General features: G+C 57.3%; 24 protein-coding genes and 1 pseudogene. 13 read left to right on the top strand and 12 right to left on the bottom strand.

What is annotated here, in order from left to right; translation table 11 throughout:
• The first annotated feature begins 31 nt into the window (after positions 1-31).
• A complete protein-coding gene (locus tag RX972_RS13035; RefSeq protein WP_316875870.1) occupies positions 32-925 on the top strand; it encodes a DMT family transporter in 894 nt (297 codons plus the stop codon).
• A gap of 98 nt (positions 926-1,023) precedes the next feature.
• On the opposite strand, the gene RX972_RS13030 is transcribed toward RX972_RS13035, so the two are convergent.
• Positions 1,024-1,962 carry an aspartyl/asparaginyl beta-hydroxylase domain-containing protein gene (locus RX972_RS13030; RefSeq protein WP_316875868.1) on the bottom strand — a complete coding sequence of 313 codons (939 nt, stop codon included), beginning with the start codon at positions 1,960-1,962 and terminating at the stop codon, positions 1,024-1,026.
• Positions 1,963-2,100: 138 nt separating this feature from the next.
• Positions 2,101-3,075, bottom strand: coding sequence for a cysteine synthase A (gene cysK, locus RX972_RS13025; protein WP_027901876.1), 975 nt, complete (start codon positions 3,073-3,075; stop codon positions 2,101-2,103).
• Between the two features lie 135 nt (positions 3,076-3,210).
• Here cysK and RX972_RS13020 point away from each other — a divergent pair, with 135 nt between their 5' ends.
• The 3 genes from RX972_RS13020 (at position 3,211) to RX972_RS13010 (ending at position 6,594) form a co-directional block, all read left to right on the top strand.
• Positions 3,211-4,278 carry a DUF748 domain-containing protein gene (locus RX972_RS13020; RefSeq protein WP_316875865.1) on the top strand — a complete coding sequence of 356 codons (1,068 nt, stop codon included), beginning with the start codon at positions 3,211-3,213 and terminating at the stop codon, positions 4,276-4,278.
• 278 nt (positions 4,279-4,556) lie between these two features.
• The gene (locus RX972_RS13015; protein ID WP_316875863.1) at positions 4,557-5,402 is read left to right on the top strand and encodes a MoxR family ATPase; all 846 of its coding nucleotides are present in this window, start codon (positions 4,557-4,559) and stop codon (positions 5,400-5,402) included.
• A gap of 13 nt (positions 5,403-5,415) precedes the next feature.
• Positions 5,416-6,594 carry a vWA domain-containing protein gene (locus tag RX972_RS13010; protein ID WP_099269108.1) on the top strand — a complete coding sequence of 393 codons (1,179 nt, stop codon included), beginning with the start codon at positions 5,416-5,418 and terminating at the stop codon, positions 6,592-6,594.
• 177 nt (positions 6,595-6,771) lie between these two features.
• On the opposite strand, the gene RX972_RS13005 is transcribed toward RX972_RS13010, so the two are convergent.
• The 3 genes from RX972_RS13005 to RX972_RS12995 all read right to left on the bottom strand — a co-directional run bounded on the left by RX972_RS13005 (position 6,772) and on the right by RX972_RS12995 (position 8,700).
• Positions 6,772-7,296, bottom strand: a complete 525-nt coding sequence (locus tag RX972_RS13005; RefSeq protein WP_099269107.1) for a DUF2937 family protein — start codon at positions 7,294-7,296, stop codon at positions 6,772-6,774.
• Between the two features lie 82 nt (positions 7,297-7,378).
• Entirely contained in the window at positions 7,379-8,152 is a 774-nt protein-coding gene (locus tag RX972_RS13000) for a class II glutamine amidotransferase (RefSeq protein ID WP_099269106.1), read from the bottom strand.
• A gap of 59 nt (positions 8,153-8,211) precedes the next feature.
• Positions 8,212-8,700 carry an MFS transporter gene (locus RX972_RS12995; protein WP_231675570.1) on the bottom strand — a complete coding sequence of 163 codons (489 nt, stop codon included), beginning with the start codon at positions 8,698-8,700 and terminating at the stop codon, positions 8,212-8,214.
• Between the two features lie 142 nt (positions 8,701-8,842).
• Between RX972_RS12995 and RX972_RS12990 the strand changes: the two genes are divergently transcribed.
• Entirely contained in the window at positions 8,843-10,903 is a 2,061-nt protein-coding gene (locus tag RX972_RS12990; protein WP_316875859.1) for a S9 family peptidase, read from the top strand.
• A gap of 107 nt (positions 10,904-11,010) precedes the next feature.
• Positions 11,011-11,487, top strand: a complete 477-nt coding sequence (locus RX972_RS12985; RefSeq protein ID WP_122708300.1) for a cyclic nucleotide-binding domain-containing protein — start codon at positions 11,011-11,013, stop codon at positions 11,485-11,487.
• A 376-nt stretch (positions 11,488-11,863) separates the two neighbouring features.
• Here RX972_RS12985 and RX972_RS12980 read toward each other — a convergent pair whose 3' ends face one another.
• Entirely contained in the window at positions 11,864-12,148 is a 285-nt protein-coding gene (locus RX972_RS12980; protein ID WP_316875857.1) for a hypothetical protein, read from the bottom strand.
• A gap of 93 nt (positions 12,149-12,241) precedes the next feature.
• On the opposite strand from RX972_RS12980, the gene RX972_RS12975 reads away from it, so the two are divergent.
• The 4 genes from RX972_RS12975 (at position 12,242) to RX972_RS12960 (ending at position 14,448) form a co-directional block, all read left to right on the top strand.
• Positions 12,242-12,928, top strand: a complete 687-nt coding sequence (locus RX972_RS12975) for a spermidine synthase (RefSeq protein ID WP_027901866.1) — start codon at positions 12,242-12,244, stop codon at positions 12,926-12,928.
• A gap of 71 nt (positions 12,929-12,999) precedes the next feature.
• Positions 13,000-13,371 carry a YajD family HNH nuclease gene (locus tag RX972_RS12970; RefSeq protein ID WP_122707684.1) on the top strand — a complete coding sequence of 124 codons (372 nt, stop codon included), beginning with the start codon at positions 13,000-13,002 and terminating at the stop codon, positions 13,369-13,371.
• Between the two features lie 126 nt (positions 13,372-13,497).
• Positions 13,498-13,986: an RNA methyltransferase gene (locus tag RX972_RS12965; protein ID WP_087265375.1), complete on the top strand. Its 489-nt coding sequence runs from the start codon at positions 13,498-13,500 to the stop codon at positions 13,984-13,986.
• Positions 13,987-14,073: 87 nt separating this feature from the next.
• Positions 14,074-14,448: a DUF2892 domain-containing protein gene (locus RX972_RS12960; protein ID WP_027901863.1), complete on the top strand. Its 375-nt coding sequence runs from the start codon at positions 14,074-14,076 to the stop codon at positions 14,446-14,448.
• A gap of 129 nt (positions 14,449-14,577) precedes the next feature.
• On the opposite strand, the gene RX972_RS12955 is transcribed toward RX972_RS12960, so the two are convergent.
• The gene (locus RX972_RS12955; protein WP_027901862.1) at positions 14,578-15,027 is read right to left on the bottom strand and encodes a YcgN family cysteine cluster protein; all 450 of its coding nucleotides are present in this window, start codon (positions 15,025-15,027) and stop codon (positions 14,578-14,580) included.
• A gap of 229 nt (positions 15,028-15,256) precedes the next feature.
• Between RX972_RS12955 and RX972_RS12950 the strand changes: the two genes are divergently transcribed.
• Positions 15,257-15,850 (top strand): nitroreductase family protein, encoded by a 594-nt coding sequence (locus RX972_RS12950; protein WP_099269102.1) that lies wholly within the window; start codon positions 15,257-15,259, stop codon positions 15,848-15,850.
• A 104-nt stretch (positions 15,851-15,954) separates the two neighbouring features.
• On the opposite strand, the gene RX972_RS12945 is transcribed toward RX972_RS12950, so the two are convergent.
• From RX972_RS12945 to RX972_RS12925, 5 genes and pseudogenes are all read right to left on the bottom strand, one after another.
• The gene (locus RX972_RS12945) at positions 15,955-16,887 is read right to left on the bottom strand and encodes a D-2-hydroxyacid dehydrogenase (protein ID WP_316875852.1); all 933 of its coding nucleotides are present in this window, start codon (positions 16,885-16,887) and stop codon (positions 15,955-15,957) included.
• 114 nt (positions 16,888-17,001) lie between these two features.
• Complete coding sequence (locus tag RX972_RS12940; protein WP_027901859.1) at positions 17,002-17,295, bottom strand: YcgL domain-containing protein; 294 nt, start codon at positions 17,293-17,295, stop codon at positions 17,002-17,004.
• Positions 17,292-18,425 (bottom strand): ribonuclease D, encoded by a 1,134-nt coding sequence (gene rnd / locus RX972_RS12935; protein WP_316875849.1) that lies wholly within the window; start codon positions 18,423-18,425, stop codon positions 17,292-17,294. Before rnd ends, RX972_RS12940 begins: the two co-directional genes overlap by 4 nt.
• A 147-nt stretch (positions 18,426-18,572) precedes the next feature.
• Positions 18,573-19,112, bottom strand: a pseudogene (locus tag RX972_RS12930) (methylated-DNA--[protein]-cysteine S-methyltransferase); the annotation flags it as partial.
• A gap of 457 nt (positions 19,113-19,569) precedes the next feature.
• Complete coding sequence (locus tag RX972_RS12925) at positions 19,570-21,258, bottom strand: NAD-dependent malic enzyme (RefSeq protein ID WP_122807905.1); 1,689 nt, start codon at positions 21,256-21,258, stop codon at positions 19,570-19,572.
• A 370-nt stretch (positions 21,259-21,628) separates the two neighbouring features.
• Between RX972_RS12925 and RX972_RS12920 the strand changes: the two genes are divergently transcribed.
• Positions 21,629-22,279, top strand: coding sequence for an HAD-IA family hydrolase (locus RX972_RS12920; RefSeq protein WP_316875847.1), 651 nt, complete (start codon positions 21,629-21,631; stop codon positions 22,277-22,279).
• 335 nt (positions 22,280-22,614) lie between these two features.
• Positions 22,615-22,908, top strand: coding sequence for a type II toxin-antitoxin system RelE/ParE family toxin (locus tag RX972_RS12915; RefSeq protein ID WP_316875892.1), 294 nt, complete (start codon positions 22,615-22,617; stop codon positions 22,906-22,908).

Genomic DNA, 22,908 nt, shown 5'->3' with positions numbered 1-22,908 from the left:
ACTCCCGCCCTTCTAACAAGAAGGACCTTTCATGAAACCTGCCGATATCGTCAACCTGCTGGTGCTCGCCGCCATCTGGGGCGCGAGCTTTCTGTTCATGCGCATTGTTGCGCCCGTATTGGGCAGCGTGCCGACTGCCTTTTTTCGTGTGTCCATTGCCGCAGCAGGCCTGCTGATCATTTTCCTGTTGATGCGCGTGCACCTGGATTTTCGTGGCAAGCTCAAGACCTGCATGCTGCTGGGGGTGATCAACTCAGGGCTGCCAGCGACGCTTTACTCGATTGCAGCGCAAACGCTGCCTGCCGGTTACTCGTCGATTTTCAATGCCACGACCCCATTGATGGGCGTACTGGTAGGCGGATTGTTCTTCAGTGAGAAGCTCTCGGCAGTGAAGGTCTGCGGCGTCTTCCTGGGGTTGGTCGGTGTCGGCATCCTGACGCGTGCAGGACCGGTGGCCTTCAACCTTGAGCTGTTGATGGGTGCCCTCGCCTGCCTGCTGGCGACCACGTGTTACGCGTTCGCCGGCTTCCTGACCCGCCGCTGGCTGGACCGTCAGGGCGGACTGGACAGTCGTCTTTCAGCACTGGGCAGCATGCTTGGCGCAACTTTGTTGCTGCTGCCTTTTTTCGGCTATCGCGTCTTCACCGACCCGCCTGCCAGTTGGGGTGGCGTCAGTGTCTGGGCATCGCTGCTGGGTCTGGGCCTCGTTTGCACCGCTCTGGCCTACATCCTGTATTTCCGCCTGATGAGCAGCATCGGCCCGCTCAGTTCAATGACGGTCACGTTCATGATTCCGCCGTTCGGCGTGCTATGGGGGGCTTTGTTTCTGGATGAGCCGCTGTCGATGGTGCACGTCTACGGCGGCGTGCTGATTGCGGTGTCGCTGTGGCTGGTGTTGCGGCCTGCGGCGGTGGTGAGGACATGAAGCTGACGCTACCGCTGTAGGAGCCAACTTGTTGGCGAGACGTAAGACCTGTGTAAACCGGGAAATTGTCTCGCCAACAAGTTAGCTCCTACAGGGGGTCAACCAAACAACCAATACCCCAACAACGTAAGCACCCCCACCGCCAGCACCGGGCGCAACACCCGGTAGGCTTTCGGGTTCTTGCGTTTGAACTGCTTGACCTTGCCGCTGAAGGTGTCACTGAAGCGCTTGCTCCAGGCATAGGCCTGGTTGATTCCGCCTACGCGTTCATCGTCGGTGTTCTGCGGCGCTGTTGCACGGCCGAGAAATGCGCTGACCCAACGATTGAGGCGGGTCATGATGCGTGAACGCAACGGCCGTTCAATGTCGCAGAACAGGATCACGCGGGTCACGTCAGTCTCGTTCTTGACCCAATGCACATAGGTTTCGTCGAACATGACGTCTTCGCCATCACGCCAGGCATAGACCTGACCATCCACGTAGATCCGGCAATCATCCGAGTTAGGTGTGGACAGCCCCAAGTGATAACGCAGCGAACCGGCAAACGGGTCGCGGTGGGGGTTCAGGTGGCTGTCACCGGGTAGCAGAGCGAACATCGCGCCCTTAACGTTGGGGATGGAGTTGACCAGTGCGACAGTCTTCGGACACAGGGCCTCAGCGGACGGCAAGGCTTTGTCGTACCACTTCAGGTAAAAACGCTTCCAGCCCTTCTTGAAGAACGAACCGAAACCGGCATCGTTATTCTTCTCGGCAGCCCGAATATAACCCTCGTCGAACAGGTGCATGGCCTCTTCGCGAATGGTCTGCCAGTTATCCTTGAGCACATCCAGTTCGGGGAACGCGCTGCGGTCCAGATACGGCTTGGACGGCACGCGGGAAAACAGGTACATCAGGGCGTTATAAGGAGCGAACAACGCCGAATGATTGACGAACTGACGCAACAACGGCAATCGCGCCTTGCCACGCAAATGCACATACAGCGTGCTGCACACGAAAAGCATCAGGATCGATACCTTGGCAGCCAATGAAAACGTCATCTAACTCTCCTTGCTTACCGCTGTACGTCTTGCCGTGATAATCATGCGTGAAGGCGAACCATCCTGTAGATGGTTCGCCAGCCGGGCATCATAAACCCTCGCCGACCTGACAAGAAGCAGCGCGGTGCAAACGAGGTCTTACTGCTGCAGCTCCTGATCAGTAAACAGGTCACTGAAGAGCATGCTCGACAGGTAACGCTCGCCCGAATCGGGCAGGACCACGACGATGGTTTTTCCCTGCATTTCCGGGGTTTCCGCCATGCGTACCGCTGCAGCCATGGCGGCACCACAGGAAATACCGCAAAGAATGCCCTCTTCCTGCATCAAGCGCAGGGCCATGGCTTTGGCTTCTTCGTCACTGACCAGTTCCACCCGGTCGACGAGGGACAGGTCAAGGTTCTTGGGAATGAAGCCAGCGCCAATACCCTGGATTTTATGCGGGCTTGGCTTGATTTCCTGACCCGCCAGCGCCTGAGTAATGATCGGCGAAACCATAGGTTCCACGGCAACAGACAGAATCGGTTTGCCTGCGGTGTTCTTGATGTAGCGAGAAACCCCTGTGATCGTGCCGCCGGTGCCGACACCCGCGACCAGCACATCGACCGCGCCATCCGTATCGTTCCAGATCTCCGGACCGGTGGTTTTTTCATGGATTGCCGGGTTGGCCGGGTTTTCGAACTGGGCTGGCATGAAGAATTTTTCAGGATCGCCGGCCAGCAGTTCTTCGGCCTTCTCGATAGCGCCTTTCATGCCTTTGGCGGGCTCGGTCAAAACCAGTTCGGCACCCAATGCCTTGAGAACTTTACGGCGTTCGATGCTCATGGACGCGGGCATGGTCAGCATCAGCTTGTAGCCGCGTGCTGCGGCGACAAATGCAAGGCCGATGCCGGTGTTGCCGGAGGTAGGTTCGACGATAGTCATGCCGGGCTTGAGTTTGCCCTTGCTTTCAGCGTCCCAGATCATATTGGCACCGATCCGGCATTTCACCGAGTAGCCCGGATTGCGGCCCTCGATCTTGGCCAGAATCGTGACTCCACGGGGGGCGATACGGTTGATCTGCACCAGTGGGGTGTTGCCGATCGAGTGGGCGTTGTCAGCGTAGATACGGCTCATGGCGGTGTCCTTGTGCACGTTCATCAGATGTCAGAGAGTTGGAAGCCTATGCCTCATGACCTGCATGCGTCCAGTCGCAGCGAACGGATGCGGATGCAAGGAGTCAACAACTCATCGCAACTTGAGACCCTTGCCATGAAACGTCGCTATAGCTGGCCACTCTGGACCCTGGCCGGGATTATCGTGCTGTTGATCGCAGTGCATATCACCCTGCCCTTGCTGGTCCGCAACTACCTCAACGACAAGCTCGCCGACATGGGCGACTACCGCGGCCAGGTCACGGATGTCGATCTGGCCCTGTGGCGCGGCGCTTACCGAATCAACGGTTTGAACATCGTCAAGGTGGACGGCAAGGTACCAGTGCCATTCGTCAAAGTACCGGTCATCGATTTGGCAGTGAGCTGGAAACATCTCTGGTACGACCATGCGGTGGTTGCCGAGATGATATTCGCTCAACCTGAGGTCAACTTCGTCGACGGCGGCAAAAACAAGCAGGCGTCACAGACGGGTCAGGGCACAGACTGGCAGGAGCAAATAAACAAGCTGCTGCCGATTACCCTCAACGAAGTCCGCATCAATGATGGCAAGATCACCTTCAACAACTTCAGCACGACGCCGAAAGTGAAGATCGAGGCCGACTCGCTCAACGCCAGTCTCTATAACCTGACGAACGTCGAGGACGTAAAAGGCAATCGCGATGCCCGCTTCGAAGGCAAGGCGCTGCTCGAAGGTCACGCCAAAATGGAAGGGTCCGCGACTTTCGATCCGTTCAGCAACTTCGAGGATTTTGACTTGCGCCTGCGTGCCACCGGCATTCAGCTCAAGCGCTTGAATGACTTTGCATCCGCCTACGGCAACTTCGACTTCAATGCAGGGCAAGGCGATCTGGTGATCGAAGCTCAAGCGAATAAAGGCCAGTTGAGTGGTTACATCAAACCGCTGCTGCGCGATGTTGAAGTCTTCAACTGGAAGCAGGATGTCGAAAACCAGAACAAAGGCTTCTTTCGGTCCATCTGGGAAGCCGTGGTGGGCGGCGGCGAAACCGTGCTCAAGAACCAGAGCGAAAACCAGTTTGCTACCCGGGTTGAACTGAGCGGGAGCGTGCACAACCAGGATGTCAGCGCGTTTCAGGCATTCCTGCAGATCCTGAAGAATGCGTTCGTGCAGGCGTTCAATGCGCGGTATGACAACAGCAAAGGGTAATTTTGCGCGGGGCGAACGCGATTCCTGTGGAAGCGAATTTATGCTCTTGGCCACAGCGAACCGGTGGGACCGAATTTATTCGGGAAGGCGGCATTTCAGATGATACATAGGCTGCGGATGTACAGGCCCCTTCGCGAATGAATTCGCTTCCACAGAGCGTACGCAGTCCCGTAGGACCCGCACCAACCTCGCCATTCAATCAATGAATACCCGCCCCACATTCACAGCCGCCAGACCTGCGCGCTATAGTCCGCGCATTGTTTATCGAGGATTTACCGATGAAGTTTGAAGGCACCCGCGCATACGTCGCCACCGACGACCTCAAGCTGGCGGTCAACGCGGCCATTACCTTGGAGCGCCCGCTGCTGGTCAAGGGCGAACCCGGCACCGGTAAAACCATGCTCGCCGAGCAACTGGCTGAATCCTTCGGCGCGAAGCTGATTACCTGGCACATCAAATCCACCACCAAGGCCCATCAAGGCCTGTATGAATACGATGCGGTCAGCCGCCTGCGGGATTCGCAACTGAGCGTGGATAAAGTCCACGATGTGCGTAACTACCTCAAGAAAGGCAAACTCTGGGAAGCCTTCGAAGCCGAAGAACGGGTCATTCTGCTGATCGACGAAATCGACAAGGCCGACATCGAATTCCCCAACGACCTGCTGCAAGAACTCGACAAGATGGAGTTCTACGTCTACGAGACCGACGAGACTATCAAGGCCAAAGTCCGGCCGATCATTATCATTACCTCCAACAACGAAAAAGAGCTGCCGGACGCTTTCCTGCGTCGCTGCTTCTTTCACTACATCGCTTTTCCGGACCGGGCGACGCTGCAAAAGATCGTCGACGTGCATTACCCGGACATCAAGAAAGACCTGGTCAGCGAAGCGCTGGACGTGTTCTTCGATGTGCGCAAAGTGCCGGGCCTGAAGAAAAAGCCTTCAACCTCAGAGCTGGTGGACTGGCTGAAACTGCTGATGGCCGACAACATCGGAGAAGCCGTGCTTCGCGAGCGCGATCCGACCAAGGCCATTCCGCCATTGGCCGGTGCGCTGGTTAAAAATGAGCAGGATGTGCAGCTACTTGAGCGCTTGGCATTCATGAGCCGTCGCGGCAACCGCTGACTCCGGAGAGACCATGCTCCTCAATCTGTTCAACGAAATGCGCGCCGCCAAGGTGCCGGTCTCGGTACGTGAGCTGCTGGACCTGATCAACGCGCTGAAACAACGTGTCACCTTCGCCGACATGGACGAGTTCTATTTTTTGGCCCGGACGATTCTGGTCAAGGACGAGCGGCATTTCGACAAGTTTGACCGAGCGTTCAGCGCGTATTTCAATGGCCTGGAAAAGCTCGACGACCATCTCAAGGCGCTGATCCCCGAAGACTGGTTGCGCAAGGAGTTCGAGCGCTCGCTGACGGATGAAGAGCGGGCGCAAATCCAGTCACTGGGTGGGCTCGACAAGCTGATCGAAGAATTCAAGAAGCGTCTGGAAGAGCAAAAGGAACGTCATGCTGGCGGCAACAAATGGATCGGTACGGGTGGCACCAGTCCGTTCGGCTCCGGCGGCTATAACCCGGAAGGCATCAGGGTTGGCGACGCTGGCGAGCGCAAAGGCAAAGCGGTCAAGGTCTGGGATCAGCGGGAATACAAGAACCTCGATGATCAAGTGGAGCTGGGCACGCGCAACATCAAGATTGCCCTGCGCCGCCTGCGCAAATTCGCCCGTCAGGGCGCGGCAGAAGAACTGGACATCGACGGCACTATTGACCACACCGCTCGCGACGCGGGTCTGCTGAATATCCAGATGCGCCCCGAACGACGCAACACCATCAAGCTGTTGCTGCTGTTCGATATCGGCGGCTCGATGGATGCCCACGTCAAAGTCTGTGAGGAGCTGTTCTCGGCATGCAAAACCGAGTTCAAGCATCTGGAGTACTTCTACTTCCACAACTTCATCTATGAATCGGTGTGGAAGAACAACATGCGCCGAGGCTCGGAGCGTTTCTCGACCCAGGACTTGCTGCATAAATACGGCGCGGACTACAAAGTGATCTTCATCGGCGATGCCGCCATGGCGCCCTATGAAATCACCCAGGCGGGCGGCAGTGTCGAACACTGGAACGAAGAACCGGGCTACTTGTGGATGCAGCGCTTTACCGCCAAGTTCAAGAAACTCATCTGGATCAACCCCTACCCAAAAGACGCCTGGGCCTACACGACGTCGACCAATATCGTGCGGGATTTGATCGAAGATCAGATGTATCCGCTGACGTTGCGAGGACTGGAAGAAGGGATGAGGTTTTTGTCGAAGTAGCACTGTTGCGCAGCAGAGCCGATACCGCAGGGAGCTCCAGGTTAGCCTACAAACAAAATTCCCGTGGGAGCGAATTCATTCGCGAAGAGGTCGGTACATCCAGAGCCCATGTATCGCCTGGAGTGCCGCCTTCGCGAATGAATTCGCTCCCACTGTAACGCTTACCGCGACTCCTGATCAGCGCCAGTCCCGCTCCGGACGATGCTTGCGACGACCGCCGTTGACGACCCAGTTGATCATCAGGAAGAAGCTTTCGATCAGGAACGCCAGCAACAGCGCGCTGACGATACCCCACGCAATAACGTCGGGTGCCAGCAACACCTGCCAGGTGTAACCATTCCAGGTCTCGCTGCGAATATCGGCATCGGCGGCCACTGCGACATGAATCGCCCGGGCATACCACGGACCTTGCATTGCCAGCCATTCACGCTCCAGGACCTGGGTGCGGGTCAAGAGCGTGTTGATGGTATCGGCGTCGCTACGGAACACCGGGTCCTCACTGTTGCGGTAGTGCTGAATCAACGCCTGCACATCGCCTTTGAAGAACTGCTGCGCAGTCGCGTTATAGCCTCGCACGCTCTGTTGAGCCTCAAGCAGATGCGCCTCGACCCGCTTGCCGTAATCGCTGATGAAACCCGGTATCTGAACCCCGAACAACAGGCCCGCTGTGAACAAGACCAATCGCAGATAACTTCGCAGCATTTAGATCCCTCTCAGACAAACCACAGATATCGAATTGAAATACCTTCTGTAGGAGCTCCCACATAAGCCAGGTTCAGAAAAATCAGGTATTGCCGCTCGCCACACACTCACCCCGCCGCCAGAGCGCCCACTGACCCGGTTCGTAGCGGTTCCAGTTTTCGTTCTCGGTCAACGGTTCTGTCGCAATCACGGTCACCACGTCATTGGGTGTCGTTTCAGCCTGAAAATCGACGATAACATCGACATCCTTCAGCCGTGCCGGACCAAACGGAGCGCGACGGGTGATATGAGCCAGTTTGGTACTGCAAAAGCAAAACAGCCAGTCGCCATCACTGAGCAAGCAGTTAAACACACCCTTGCTGCGATAGTGACTGCACGCCTCGACCAGCGACGGCAGCAGTTCTTCGACTTCTACCGGCTCAGGGAACGCTTCACGCACGCGGTTAAGCAAATCGCAGAAGGCCGCCTCGCTGTCGGTGTCACCCACCGGGCGATAGAACGTCGCCAGGGGACCGAATTCCGCCAACTGGCCGTTATGAGCAAAACACCAGTTGCGGCCCCAGAGCTCGCGTACAAAAGGATGGGTATTGGACAGGCATACGCGACCGACATTGGCCTGACGGATGTGGCCAATCACCACTTCGCTTTTGATGGGATAACGCTGCACCAATTGGGCAATTTCCGACTCGCTGCTGGCCGCAGGGTCCTGGAACAAGCGCAAGCCACGGCCTTCGTAAAAGCCGATCCCCCAACCATCACGATGCGGGCCGGTACGCCCGCCGCGCTGTATCAGGCCGGTAAAGCTGAAAACGATGTCAGTCGGGACATTGGCGCTCATGCCCAGTAGTTCACACATGCTCAGGTTCTCGATTGCAAACGTTCAGCAGCATGGCGACACAAGCGCCGGAGGAGGATTCAAAGGCGCGGTTCGACTCGCGAACGGCTGCTGGTATTGACTGCGGGAGCCGCCGGTTTACGCGTATTGCGGTCAGTCCCGGAAAAAGGTTCATCGTCGTCTTCGGCGTCAGCCGGGTTTTCAGGCTGGACCGGCTTTTCCGGATGGCGAGCTTTCCAGCTTTTTTCCAGCGGCCAGCGAATCAGCGCGAACAGCACGTAAACCACAAGGGCAATCAGGCCGTACATGGCCAGGTCAGACAGCGCGTTCCAGACGTTACTGCCCACCTTGAACAACAGGTCAAGGGCGGTGATGGCGACAGCAGGCGCGTAAATTTCCTTGGTGGCGTCGATCATCGTCGGTGTAAACAGCAACACCGCAACGATCACCACCAGCGGCTCGCGCAGGTAACGCCACATCCAGCGGGTCGCCAGAAACCAAACCAGCAGACAGCCCAACGCAGCAAAAGCGTAGAGCCCCCAGGCGATCGTATAGTCGTTCTCGGTCATGACATCCGTGGTAAGGCAGGTAAAGAGGCGCTTATGATAACGGCTTTTCGCCAACCCGGCTTGTCCGGCTTGAGTATTAGTCCGGTGCAGCGGCTTTTCGTTTTTTCCGCTTGCGCCAGGCGCCTCCACGAGAGAGCCCTGCATGACCTTATCGAATTCAGCATCAACTGCCCCCCTCGCCCGCAAAGCCGATGGCGCAGATCCTTACGCCTGGCTGCAAAACCGCGACACTGAGGAAGTTCTCGACTACCTCAAGGCGGAAAACGCCTGGCAGCAGACACAGCTTGCGGATCAGGAAGCGCTACGCGAGACACTGTTTCAGGAGATCAAAGGCCGCATTCTTGAAACCGACCTGTCGCTGCCCTCCCCTTGGGGACCGTATCTGTATTACACCCGCACCACCGAAGGCGACGAATACGCCCGGCATTACCGCTGCCCGCGTCCGGCAGACAATTCGCTGAGCATCGATGAAAGCCGTGAAGAAGTATTGCTCGACCCCAATGTATTGGCGGGGGGCGGTTTCTTCTCCCTCGGGGCCTTCAGCATAAGCCCGGACCACCAGCGTCTGGCCTACAGCCTGGATACCACCGGTGAAGAGGTTTATCAGCTTTACGTCAAAGAGCTGAGCAATGGTCAGGTCAGCAGCCTGCCGTTTGAGGACTGTGACGGCAGCATGACCTGGGCCAACGACAGCCAGACGCTGTTTTTTGGCGAACTGGACGATACCCATCGCCCTCACAAGCTGTATCGCCACCGACTGGGTGATGACTCGGCGGATCTGGTTTTCAGCGAGCCAGACGGCCGCTTCTTCCTGCATTGCTATCGCAGCAGTTCGGAAAAGCAGTTGATTCTCGGGCTCGACAGCAAAACCACCAGCGAAGCCTGGGTGCTGGATGCTGATCAACCGCAACATGCATTCGTGTGCATGGCACCGCGCGTTGAAGGCCACGAATATTCCATCGATCACGGCCAGGTGGATGGCGTGTGGAGCTGGCTGATCCGCAGCAATCAGGACGGCATCAACTTTGCGCTGTATCAGGCTGAGCAAAAAGCCACTGGCGTACCGACCCGCAATGACTGGCAAGTGCTGGTCCCCCACAGCGATACGGTGATGCTTGAAGGTCTGAGCCTCAACGCCAAGGGCCTGACCCTTAGTCTGCGCGAAGGAGGCTTGCCGATCATCGAGGTGCGTCCGCAAGGTCTGCCTGCCTATCGCGTGCAGTTACCGGACGCGGCCTACAGCCTTTACGTGCAGGACACGCTTGAGTTCGACAGCGATAAAATCCGCCTGCGCTATCAGTCCCTGAATCGCCCGGCTCAGGTACGTCAACTGATGCTGGCCAGCGGCGAGCAATCGGTCCTCAAGGAAACCCCGGTGCTCGGCCCTTTCGATGCCGACGCTTACGTCAGCCAGCGTTTGTGGGCCACCGCCAAGGACGGTACGCAAGTGCCGATCAGCCTGGTGGTCAAGCGTGAACTGGCCGACCAGCCGACACCGCTGTACCTGTATGGCTACGGTGCCTACGGCGAAAGCCTTGACCCGTGGTTTTCCCATGCCCGCCTGAGCTTGCTGGACCGTGGCGTTGCCTTTGCCATCGCTCATGTGCGGGGCGGCGGCGAACTGGGTGAAGCCTGGTATCGCGACGGCAAGCAGGAAAACAAGCAGAACACCTTCGACGACTTCATCAGTTGCGCTGAACACTTGATCGCCGAGAAGCGCACCAGCGCCGAACAACTGGTGATCAGTGGTGGCAGCGCAGGTGGCCTGTTGATTGGCGCAGTGGTCAACAAGCGTCCCGAGCTGTTCAAGGCTGCGATTGCCGAAGTGCCCTTCGTTGATGTGCTCAACACCATGCTGGATCCCGACCTGCCGTTGACCGTCACCGAGTACGACGAGTGGGGCAACCCGCAGGAGCCAGAGGTTTATGAGCGAATCAAAGCCTATGCGCCGTATGAAAACGTCAGCGCCCAACACTACCCGGCCATGCTGGTGATCGCGGGTTACAACGATAGCCGGGTGCAGTATTGGGAAGCGGCCAAGTGGGTGGCCAAACTGCGGGCTAACAAGACCGACGATAACCTGCTGCTGCTCAAGACCGAACTGGGCGCGGGCCACGGCGGCATGAGCGGTCGCTATCAGGGTTTGCGTGACGTGGCACTCGAATACGGGTTTATCTTCAAGGTATTGCAGATCAAGCCATGAACTCGGATTGAAATCCGTGTCTTAGTAGCTGTGGGGTCGGACGCTTCAAGCGTCCGACCTTGCGCAAATACATCAACACCGTCGATTGGCCAGAACAAGACCCGACCATGTCAGAACAACCGTCACACCTGAATAACGAAATCCGCGACATGCTCATGGACTGTGGGCTGTTTGACCCACTGCTGCCTGCTGATTTCCAGACCGCTGCGGGCTACTTCAACATGGCATCGATTGCCAAGAACGAAGCGATCTTCAGCGAAGGAGATCCGGGCTCGTTCATGAGCATCATCCATTTGGGCACGGTCTCGGTGCAGAAACTCAACCCTGATGGGCAGACGGTGGAAATCGCCGTGTTGCGTCGTGGCCGGGCATTTGGCGAAATGGCTGTGCTGGATGGCGAACGTCGCTCGGCCAGTTGCATCGCCGCAACCGATTGTCAGTTGCTGAATCTGGGCCGGGACGCGCTGGAAAAAATGCTCGATGAAGCGCCCCGGGTTGCTGCGAAGATCATCCGTGCGCTGGCAACGTCGCTGTCCAAACGCCTGCGCATGGTTGATGGCCAGTTATTGGCGCAGCAGGTTTAGTTGTTTGTCTCAAGTAATTCGCAACGTCTGAGCAGAAACTGGCTTTAAATGTGGGAGCGAATTCATTCGCGAAAGCGGTGTGTCAGCCCAGAATTCTTTTCAGGAACGGCCCCTTCGCGAATGAATTCGCTCCCACGCAGACTGTGTGAAAACTACTGCGCTCGGCAACACTGCGTTAAAAACAGGCGAAAAATGCTCATTAAGAACACCTAGACTCCGCTTTTTCGCCTGTTTTTGCCTTGTCTTGCCGTCGCTCGCTACGTTTTCACACAGTCTGCACGGGAATAGTGTATGCAGACCAATATCCCCCACCGGGATTGCGCCTGCAGGGATACACAGCCCTTTCACCACTCGTGGTCCACAGACGTTCAATAGGCTATTTAGGCCGAGCCGGCATAGGCGTAGGAATATTCGGATCCTGCTCAGGCACCGGCTGCCCTTTGGGCGGCTGTGGCAGTTCGACTTTGGGCAGCAATGCCCCGTCGCCCTGGGTACCGTTTATGAGTGCAGGTCCCGGCGGAACGACCTGGGGATACGGCGTCGGTGTAGCGGTGCCCGGCGAGCCCGATGCGGGGATAGATGCCGCAGACTGATTATCTGCATACCCGACATTTACCCAGAGCGCAGTCAGGATAATCGCCGGTAGAATAGCGCGCTTCATCAATGGCCTCCTGTGCCAAACGATTGTTGTGCCGTTCAGCCTACTCCTGGCCGACGACCTATGGTCAAAAATCTACCTCCAGATGAGTCCTCAATGAAACGTTTCGTACTGCTCGACACCACTGCCATTCCCGATAACGGCGGTGCTTTGTGCCTGTTCGAATACGGTGAAGACTTTGTGATCAAGATTCAGGGCGGCGATGGCGGCCAGTTGATGAACACTCGCATGCACGGTTCTGAAGACGCTCTGGCTGAGATCCCCTGCAAGAAAGTCGCTTCACGGGTACAGCCTCGCGTGTTGATCGGCGGCCTCGGCATGGGTTTTACCCTGGCCTCGGCGCTCAAGCATCTGGGCAAAAATGGCGAAGTGGTGGTCGCTGAGTTGGTCCCGGGTGTGGTGGAGTGGAATCGCGGGCCGCTGGGCGAGAAGTCCGGCAACCCGCTGCTGGATCCGCGCGCCAAAGTGATCGTTCAAGACGTCGCTCAGGTACTGAAAAGCGAGCCTCATGGCTTCGATGCCATCATGCTCGACGTGGACAACGGCCCCGAAGGTTTGACGCAGAAGTCCAACAGCTGGCTCTATTCTTCCGGTGGCCTGGCCGCGTGTGCGCAGGCTCTACGCCCCAAAGGCATTCTGGCTGTGTGGTCAGCCAGCGCCGATCAGAAGTTTTCCGACAAGCTGCGCAAGGCCGGCTTCAAAGCTGAGGAGGTGCAAGTCTTCGCCCACGGCAACAAGGGCACGCGGCACACCATCTGGATCGCCGAAAAACTCAAAGGCTGAACCCGACGCGACGCGCTAGACTTGACGCATTCATTATTGTTTCATCGACCGAATCCGATACAGGTGACCTCATGAGCACGGCCAATCCACCCTCCCACACCGCCAAGCTGGATCGCATCCTCGCCGACGCCCAGCGCGACCGCGAGATGGGTTATCGCGACAAGGCGCTGCGTATGTATCCCCACGTCTGCGGCCGCTGCGCCCGTGAGTTTGCCGGCAAGCGCCTGAGCGAACTGACCGTGCACCACCGCGACCACAACCACGACAACAATCCTCAGGATGGCTCCAACTGGGAATTGCTCTGCCTGTACTGCCACGACAACGAACACTCGCGCTACACCGACCAGCAGTACTTCTCGGAAAGCTCCACCAGCAGCCCGAAAGCCTCCAAGGCCACGCACAACCCGTTCGCGGCGTTGGCGGGGTTGATGAAGAAGGAATAGAAGCAGTTTCGAGCTGCAAGCTTCAAGCTGCAAGTAAGAGCAACCCAATCCGCTTGTAGCTTGTAGCTTACCGCTTGCGGCATTGCCGCCGTATAATCGCCCGCTTTTCCCTGCGAGCACTTCCCCGTGGCAAACAAACGCTATGCCTGCATTGGCCTGTTCAATCCCAAGTCTCCGGAAAACGTAGGCTCCGTGATGCGTGCAGCGGGTTGTTACGGGGTGGCTTCGGTGTTTTACACCGGTAAACGCTATGAGCGCGCTCGGGACTTCGTTACCGACACCAAAAAGATCCATCAGGACATCCCCCTGATCGGCATCGAAGACCTGAAAAGCATTCTGCCCCTGGGCTGCATTCCAGTCGCGGTCGAACTGGTGGACGGGGCCCGCGCCCTGCCGGAATACACTCACCCGGACCGTGCGCTGTATATCTTCGGCCCCGAAGACGGCTCGCTGGACAAAGAAATTCGCGACTGGTGTGAAGACGTCGTCTACATCCCGACTCAGGGCTGTATGAACCTGGCTGCCACCGTCAATGTGGTGCTTTACGACCGCATGGCCAAAGGCGTCAACACGCGCTCAGGTCCACAATTCGGTCGGGAACAGGCTGATTCGTAAACAGCTCGGTGAAATGGATTGAACAGTTTCGGAAGGCAATAGTCAGTTCTTACTGAACCGAAAATCATCCCATCATGGAGCAACATCATGAGCGATACCCCGATCGTAGAACGCATTGACGACGCCATCGAAGGCAAACCAGAACAGAATGTTCAAGGCTGGGAGCGTGTTGGCTCGCTGGCAGGCGGCGTATTGATGATGGGTAAAGGCCTGCGTCGGGGCGGTTTCTTCGGCCTGATTCAGCTGGCCATTGGCGGCGCGGTGCTGGCCCGCGGTATCACCGGGCATTGCTCGGCCAAGAGCATGGTCGAGAAAAGCCGCAACGATCTGGACATCGCCAAATCGCGCATCAAACGTGCCGGTGACGAGTTGAGTTTGTTGAAGACCAAAGCAGAAGTGGCTACTGAAGATGCGCTGACTGAAGGTCTGGAAGCGCTGACCAAGCCGAAGAACGGGCTGTAACCCGGCCTCGAGTTAATGTGGGAGCGAATTCATTCGCGAAGGGGCCGGTTTGTCTGGCCCATATTCAGCGGCTGAGATACCGCCTTCGCGAATGAATTCGCTCCCACGAATATCTAACCGAATCACGCATTACCCGGCGCGAAAGATCAGATAATCCTCCCAATCATCCTCAGGCACGCTGTTCTCGCTGACCATGCGACCAGACTGAGAGATGCGTTCTTTGTGTACCGCATCCCGATCACCACACACCAGGTGATGCCAGAGTGGCAGGTCCTTGCCTTCGCTGACCAGACGATAACCACAGGTCGGCGGCAACCATTTGAATTCGTCAGCCTGCCCCGGCGTGAGCTGTATGCAATCCGGTACCGAAGCCCGGCGATTAGGGTAATCCGTGCACTGGCAGGTTTTCAGGTCGAGTAACTTGCAGGCGATACGCGTGTAATAGACGCTGTTGTCGTCCTCGTCCTCAAGCTTCTGCAGACAGCACAGGCCACAGCCGTCACACAGCGACTCCCACTCGGTATTGTCCAGTTGGGCGAGGGTCTTGCGGATCCAGAAGGGTTCAACTTTAGCGGCCATGGGTTCGGGCTATCAGCATCAGGTAGGAAAAAAGGCGGCCAGTCTAGTGCGACAGGGGCTACGGGCCAAGTGTGATCGACTGTCGGTACTCAAGACTTGTCATCGGACGGACGGCGCAGTAGCTTTAGTGCGCTGCTTTTATACAACATGCGCTAGTCGACATCCGCGATGCCTGCCGTCCACGGCCCACCGCTTGAGCGTTCCTCCATCCTCGCCTTTCAGGATTCCCATGAGCACAAACCCTCGCGTCGCCGATTATCCCATCGACCCACAATTCACCGAACGCTGGTCGCCTCGCGCGTTCAGCGGCGAAAGCATCCCTCAAGAAACCCTGCTGAGCTTTTTCGAAGCCGCTCGCTGGGCACCTTCGGCTTATAACTCGCAGCCTTGGCGTTTTCTGTATGCACGCCGGGACACGCCGAACTGGGAGCGTTACCTGAGCCTTTTGGTCGAGTTCAACCGTAACTGGGCACAACATGCGGCGGCATTGGTGATCGTGATCTCCAAAACCACCTTCACCGCACCCGGCGCCACGGAAGAAAGCCCGGCGCTGTGGCACACCTTCGATACCGGTTCCGCCTGGGGCTACCTGGCCCTGCAAGCAAGCTTGAGCGGCTGGCACACCCACGGCATGGCCGGTTTCGATCAGGAACTGACCCGCAAAGAACTGAATATTCCCGAGGGTTACGCGGTGCACGCAGCCGTGGCAATCGGCAAGCTGGGCGACAAATCGATCTTGCCGGAATACCTGCAAGGCCGCGAAGTGCCAAGCCCGCGTCAGACCGTGGCGCAGTTGGCAGCAGAAGGTGATTTCAGCCTGTAAACACAAAATCCGGTAGGAGCGAACTTGTTCGCGAGAGGCGGTGACTGACACACCCTCCTCGCCAACAAGTTGCCTCCTGCCCGGATGCGACGATAGACCTAGCCTCAATATCCCCGCGAAAAATCCACTTCCCCGCGCAGCTGCTCACCCGTCTCATAGGCTTTGAGATTTTCAAGAAACAGCCCGACCATCGCCACGGGCGAAGTCGGCGCCGAACTGTGACCGGTCAGCAGCAAACCCCAGGCGGTCCAGAACGGGTGGCGCTGCGGCAGCGGTTCCTGACGGCAAACGTCAATCACTGCGCCCGCCAGATGCCCTTCCTTGAGGGCCTCCACCAAATCAGCATCAACCACCGAAGTACCGCGCCCGACGTTCATGAACAAGCCCGTAGGCTTGAATTTGGCGAACAGTTTCGCGTCGTAAAGATCGTGGGTTTGCGGCGTGTTAGGCAGCAGGTTGATCACGTAATCCACCTCCCCCACCAGCCGGTCCAGATCTTCCATCGCGCCGACCTCAACGAAAGGTGCCTGAGTGCGCGCACTCGATGCGATGCCATAGACCTGCACGCCAAACGGCGCCAGGAATTGCGCCACGCTCACACCAATATCACCCGCGCCGACGATCAAGGCCTTGCGGCCTGCGAGACTCTGGCCGCTGCGGTTGTCCCACTTGCGCTCGACCTGGCTGACCAGACGCGCCAGCACTTCACGTTCGTGACCCAGCATGTAGGTCAGCACAAACTCGGCCATGACCTGGCCAAATATGCCAACCGCTCGGGTCAAACGGTAATCTCGGGGAAGACCTTCGGCGAGCAGCGGCGTAATGCCTGCCCAGGTCGATTGCATCCATGCGGGTTTATGTCCCTGACGCAGCAGGTTAGCCAACAGGTCCGGCTGGCCGAGCCATACCGGGCAATCAGTGGCAAACCTGGACAACTCCGCAGAGTCGCCCGTGCTGAGGATTTCCAGTTCCGGCGCAGCCTTGCGCAGCAGTTGGGTATAGACAGGGTAATCGTGTTCGGCGATCAGAACGCGCATGGCTTCAAAACCTTAAAAACAATACAAGCGACCACTGACCGGCAATGCGCCCTGACTCGGCGCGCTGACCAGTATCAATCTTTATAACTTCGGCTAACGGGTGCTGGTTTGGGCTCAGACCGGATCATTGCGGCGCAAAAGCTCTTCGGGCAAGTGTTCGATGTACTCGTCCTCCGCTGGCGGCATCTGCAAGTGATAACCCTGGGTGTCGAGGTTCTCCAATACCTTGTTGATGTCTTCGCGAGACAACGCTCGCTCCGGGCTCAATACCAGATCGAATGCGTGAAACGGCTTGCCGAATGCAACCATCAATTCAGGCGGTACACGCTTGAGCTCATCGCTCTTGAGCACGTACAGGTACATTTCATTTCTTTTGGTGCTGCGGTAAATCGAGCAAATACGCTTCACTGCTGTTCTCCTGCGTTGGCCAGGCTATCGAGCAACGCCTGGCCCATCAATTCGCGACGCCAGCCACGCAGCGAATCGGGCAATTGATAGGGACCGTTCGGGAAACCGCTTTTAAGCAGGGCTTCCAGGGTCTTTTTGCGCAACATCAGCTCTGACGCCATATCCAGTTGTTCGGCATAGCGCTGGCCAACGGCACGGAGTGTCTTGATCACGGCCGCGGCTTCGATCGGCAAAGGCTCAGGTAGCGCTGGCGGCCATTGATCCGGCGGCACGCTGCTGGCTGTCTTGATCAGGTTAAGCAGAAACTCGCCATCCTGACGCACGGTCTTGGGGTGCATGTCATCAACCTTTGCCAGCGCCGCCAGACTGTCCGGCTGAGTCCGTGCCAGCGGCCACAGCGAATGCTCGCGCAAGATTCGGTTACGCGGCACATTGCGGGCGCGGGCCTCACGCTCACGCCAGGCACACAGTTCACGGAGGACTGCCAACTGAGCGCGGGACAGTTTCCAGGCCAGCTTGGCCTCGCGGTAAACCTCATACGGGTCAACATCGCGACGCAAATTGGCAACCAGCTCGGCACCGTCGTCCAGCAACCACGCGTATTTTTCGTCAGACAGGCGCGGACGCAGAAGGCTGTAAAGCTCGGCCAGATGCACCGCGTCTTCCGCTGCGTAGCTGATCTGCGTTTCGGACAACGGACGCTGCAGCCAGTCCGAACGGGTCTCGCCTTTAGGCAGGTCGATGTTCAGGACGTCCTGAACCAGACGCGAGTAGCCCATGGAGAAACCCAGGTTCAGGTAAGCGGCCGCCAGTTGAGTATCGAACAGCGGCGCGGGCAGGCTGCCGGTCAGACGCAGCAAAACCTCCAGGTCTTCGCTGCAGGCATGAACCACTTTGATGACGTCAGGGCTTTCCAGCAGGGCCGCCAGCGGCCGCCAGTCATTGATAAGCAGCGGGTCAATCAGCCACGCGCTGGAGCCGTCGCCGATCTGCAGCAAAGCGGCGATGGGGTAAAAAGTGTCGACCCGCATGAACTCGGTATCGAGGGCAACAAAGGGCAATGACTGCCACTGTGCGCAATGCAGGGCGAGGCTGTCGTCGTCGCGAATCCAGTGAATATCGATGGCCACACGGCTCTCCCTTGAAGAATGGCGCGCAGTATATATCGCACTCGGCAATTACCGCGCATCTGTCCTGCAAGTGTTAAACATCTTCATCCTGGATTTGCAGCTAATATGGGCAATTCTTGACCGTTCATCGGGCCAGCGCTCCGACCTTCAGAACGCCAACTGGCCCTGTTCGTCGATTTGGAGCTTTACCCGCTCCAGACGCAACAGGTATTCCTTGCGATGCTTGCCGCCGCCATAACCTGTGAGCGAGCCGTCTGCGCCAATCACCCGATGGCACGGCAGAACGATGGACATGCGGTTGCTGCCATTGGCCAGCCCGACCGCACGGCTGCCTCCCGGCTTGCCCAGCAACAGCGCTATTTCGCCATAGGTGCAGGTAGTGCCGTAAGGCACCTGACGTAAAGCTTCCCATACTTGATTCTGAAAAATACTACCCGGAGTGTGGAGCGGGACTTCAAAGCGGGTCAGCGAGCCTTCGAAGTAGCGTTTCAGTTCGTCTTCGATCTGCAGCAGATGCGGCGTGTCTCCCGCGCCGATCAAATAGCCGAAACGGCTGCGCAGCTCTTCGACCTCACGCATCAGGATCGGTCGATCCAGGAATTCGAGCATCACCAAACCGCGCTTTTCCGCCATGGCCAGCATTGGGCCGAGGGGCGTTGGCAAGATTTTGAAATACAGCGGCTCGCCGGTGGAAGGCTTTGCTGGCCGGGTTTGCAGCAGGGTTTTCAAGGCGGCGTTGAAGGCGAAGATCTGTTCAGTTCCTGCCTTGTCGATTCCTTCCAACGGATGCTCCTGTGTTTTATATAGGTACTGATAGTCGCGCGAAGCCCATGACTCAGCGCTTTCTAACGGCAAGCCCAGCTCCTATCAAACATCACTCCAATAATGGATTTGAAACGCGGACCTTGTAGGAGCTAACTTGTTGGCGAAGCGGAATTTCTGACGATGCGGGTCCGACGTCTCGCCAACAAGTTGGCTCCTACAGGGTCATCCGTTTGCTTAGCGACAGCGAGGTGTCAGGGATACCGGGACCACTCCCACAGAGATTGCATTTCAGACCGTTGATTCTGTTTCATTTTAAACCCATAAAAAAGCCGCGACAGGTTTGCCTGTCGCGGCTTTCGCTCAACTCGTCAGCCCGCGATCAAACCGCGCTGCGACGATACGCCCGGTATTTCGGCTGCCAGAAATTACGCTGGATCGCCTCAACCAGAAACTCCTCAGTGGTTTCCAGCGCCACACCATCAGCCTGAGCCTGCTTGGCGACTGCCAGAGCGATCTTCTTGCTGACTTCCTGAATCTCCTTCAGCGGCGGCAATACTGCGTCGCCCTTGCCCGTCACCATCGGCGAACACTCAGCCAGCGCGTTGGACGCCGCCATGAGCATCTTGTCGGAGATCCGCGTGGCTTTTGCCGCGATCACACCCAGACCGATGCCCGGGAAGATATAGGAGTTGTTGCACTGTGCAATGTGGAACGTGCGATCACCCACAGTCACTGGCGCAAAGGGACTACCGGTAGCCACCAATGCATCGCCGTTGGTCCAGGTCAGAACTTCCTGCGGGGTGACTTCGACTTTAGACGTCGGGTTGGACAGCGGCATGACCAGCGGCTTGGCGCAGTGCTTGTGCATCTCGCGGATGATCTGCTCGGTGAACAGGCCACGCTGACCGGACACGCCGATCAACACCGTAGGCTTGCCGTTAGTCACTACGTCCAGGAGCTCAGGATAACCCGCACCACTTGACCAACCCGCCACGTCACCCGCTTTCTGGGCGAGGTTCTTCTGGAAGTCCAGCAGGTTATCCATGCTGTCGGTCAGCAGGCCAAAACGATCCACCATCATTACCCGCTTACGAGCTTCTGCTTCGGTGAGGCCTTCAATCACCATCGCGGCGATGATGTGCTCGGCAATACCACAACCCGCCGAACCTGCACCGAGGAATACCACGCGCTGCTGACCGAGGGTTTCGTTCTTGGCTTTACAGGCGGCGAGCAAAGTTCCCACCGCCACCGACGCGGTGCCCTGAATGTCATCGTTGAAGCAGCAAAGCTCGTCGCGGTACTTGTCCAGCAACGGCATGGCGTTGGTCTGGGCGAAGTCTTCGAACTGCAGCAACACGTCCGGCCAGCGACGCTGAACGGCTTCGATGAACAACGCGATGAAGTCTTCGTACTCTTTGCCGGTCACCCGCTTGTTGCGCCAGCCCATATACATCGGGTCGTCGAGCAACTCCTGGTTGTTGGTGCCGACGTCCAGCACGATAGGCAACGTGTAAGCCGGGCTGACCCCGCCACACGCGGTGTACAGCGACAGCTTGCCGATTGGAATACCCATGCCGCCGATGCCCTGATCGCCGAGACCGAGAATTCGCTCGCTGTCCGTCACGACGATGATCTTGATCCGGTCTTTAGTGGCGCTACGAAGAATGTCATCGATGCGGTCGCGATCCGGATAGGAAATGAACAGACCGCGGTGAGTGCGATAGATTTTGGAGAATTCCTGACACGCCTGCCCTACCGTCGGCGTATAGATGATCGGCAGCATTTCATCGAGGTGGGAATCCAGCAGACGGAAGAACAACGTTTCGTTGTTGTCCTGGATCGAACGCAGATAAATATGCTTATCCAGATCGCTCGCGCACTGCTGATACTGGCTGTATACACGCGTGACTTGCTCTTCGATCGTCTCTACGTTTTGCGGCAGCAGACCGATCAGATTGAATTCGACCCGCTCTTGCGGGGTAAAAGCACTGCCTTTATTCAGCAGGGGCATTTCCAGCAGCGAAGGGCCGGCATAGGAAATATATAAAGGTCGCGAAGTCTTGGTCATTTTCAGTTATCGCCTTTTCTTGTCTACTCGTATTCAGTCCGTACAACCAAGGCTGGCAACCTGGAATCTCCATGCAGAGCGCATCAGAGCCAGCCCCGAAAAATCGGGGGTCGTGAAATCAAGGTGCACATCTTACTCGCGCAAAATCGTGTTGCGACAATTTGCCGCTACTACATGGCGAAAGGATGGCAAAAAATCAGACTCGAATGCCCCGGCGCTGCTGGTTAAACTCGGAATTGTCACGGAATATGTTGACCCCTTTAGGAGCTGCCGAAGGCTGCGAAGGCGTTTTCCTGACATACCCTATTTCGCAGCCTTCGGCAGCTCCTACAAAATCGTGCGTATCTTCCCCATTTCAATGAGGTAACCCATGCTCAACAACCGACGCTTCTCGGCATTCCTGTTCGACATGGACGGCACACTGCTCAACTCCATCGTCGCCGCCGAGCGGGTCTGGACTCACTGGGCAGAACGCCACGGCCTGGACGTCAAAACCTTCCTGCCCACCATCCACGGCGTGCGCTGCATCGACACCATCCGCAACCTGAACCTGCCCGGCGTTGACCCAGAGCTGGAAGCCGATGCCATTTCCCAAGCTGAAATAGACGATGTAGAAGGCGTCATCGAAGTCACCGACGCCGCCCGCCTCCTCGCCTCTCTCCCGCCAGAACGTTGGGCTATCGTCACCTCCGCCCCACGCGCCTTGGCGGAAGCCCGACTAAAAGCCGCTGGCCTGAAATTGCCAGTCAACATCGTCACATCCGAAGACGTCACCCAAGGCAAACCCGCCCCGGACTGCTTTCTGCTTGCAGCCAAACGACTGGGCGTTGATCCGAAAGACTGTCTGGTATTCGAAGATGCACCCGCAGGCATTGCAGCGGCTGAAGCAGCAGGCGCGAGTGTGGTTGTGATTACGGCGACGCATGAGCATGAAATGGAGACCCAGCACGGGACGCTGGCGAGCTATGAAGGGGTGACGGTGGTTGTTGACGCTGAAGGGTTGGGATTGATGCGGGTTTAAAGCAGGAAGACAGCCCGCGCTCAAGAGCCTGACTACTAAGATAGTAATCGTCGCGATCGTGATAAAAATTCCAGCGGCGACCGCCATGGAATACCATAAAAACTCATCAGCAACCTCTCCAGCCTCTCCAGCATCGACTCCATGAGACCAAGCGCGGTAGGTATCTACCGCACGCGATACAGGTTGCCAGCCTAAGCTCTCCGCCCCGTTGTGATATTTCGTCCAGCCCTTCTCCTCGATAAATAGCCGAATTCGAGCTCGAATGAACTCGCCTGCGCGAATATCGCCAACCTAAAAAACGACGAAAAATTGTCTCCAGTCGGATACACTTGGCAGTGACGTACACAATACAGCAGACACAAATTTTCACCCAATGGCACGCAGGCTTGCGCGACATACGGGCCAGGATCGCTATAGCGCGACGTATTGAGCGCGTATCGGCAGGTAATCTGGGAGACGTGAAAGCCGTCGGCGAAGGAGTGTCCGAGATGCGCGTAGATGTCGGCGCAGGATACAGAATCTATTTCACCACCCGGGACCGTACGATCATCGTGCTCCTGGTCGGCGGAGATAAATCAACTCAGCCGGGTGATATAAGGCAGGCAAAAATAATGGCGAAGGAGGTTTGA

The organism is Pseudomonas syringae group sp. J309-1 (assembly GCF_032582135.1).
Classification (GTDB): Bacteria; Pseudomonadota; Gammaproteobacteria; order Pseudomonadales; family Pseudomonadaceae; genus Aquipseudomonas; species Aquipseudomonas quasicaspiana.
Note: the sequence above shows the minus strand (reverse complement) of the source record. Positions and strands in the feature narration are given on the sequence as shown.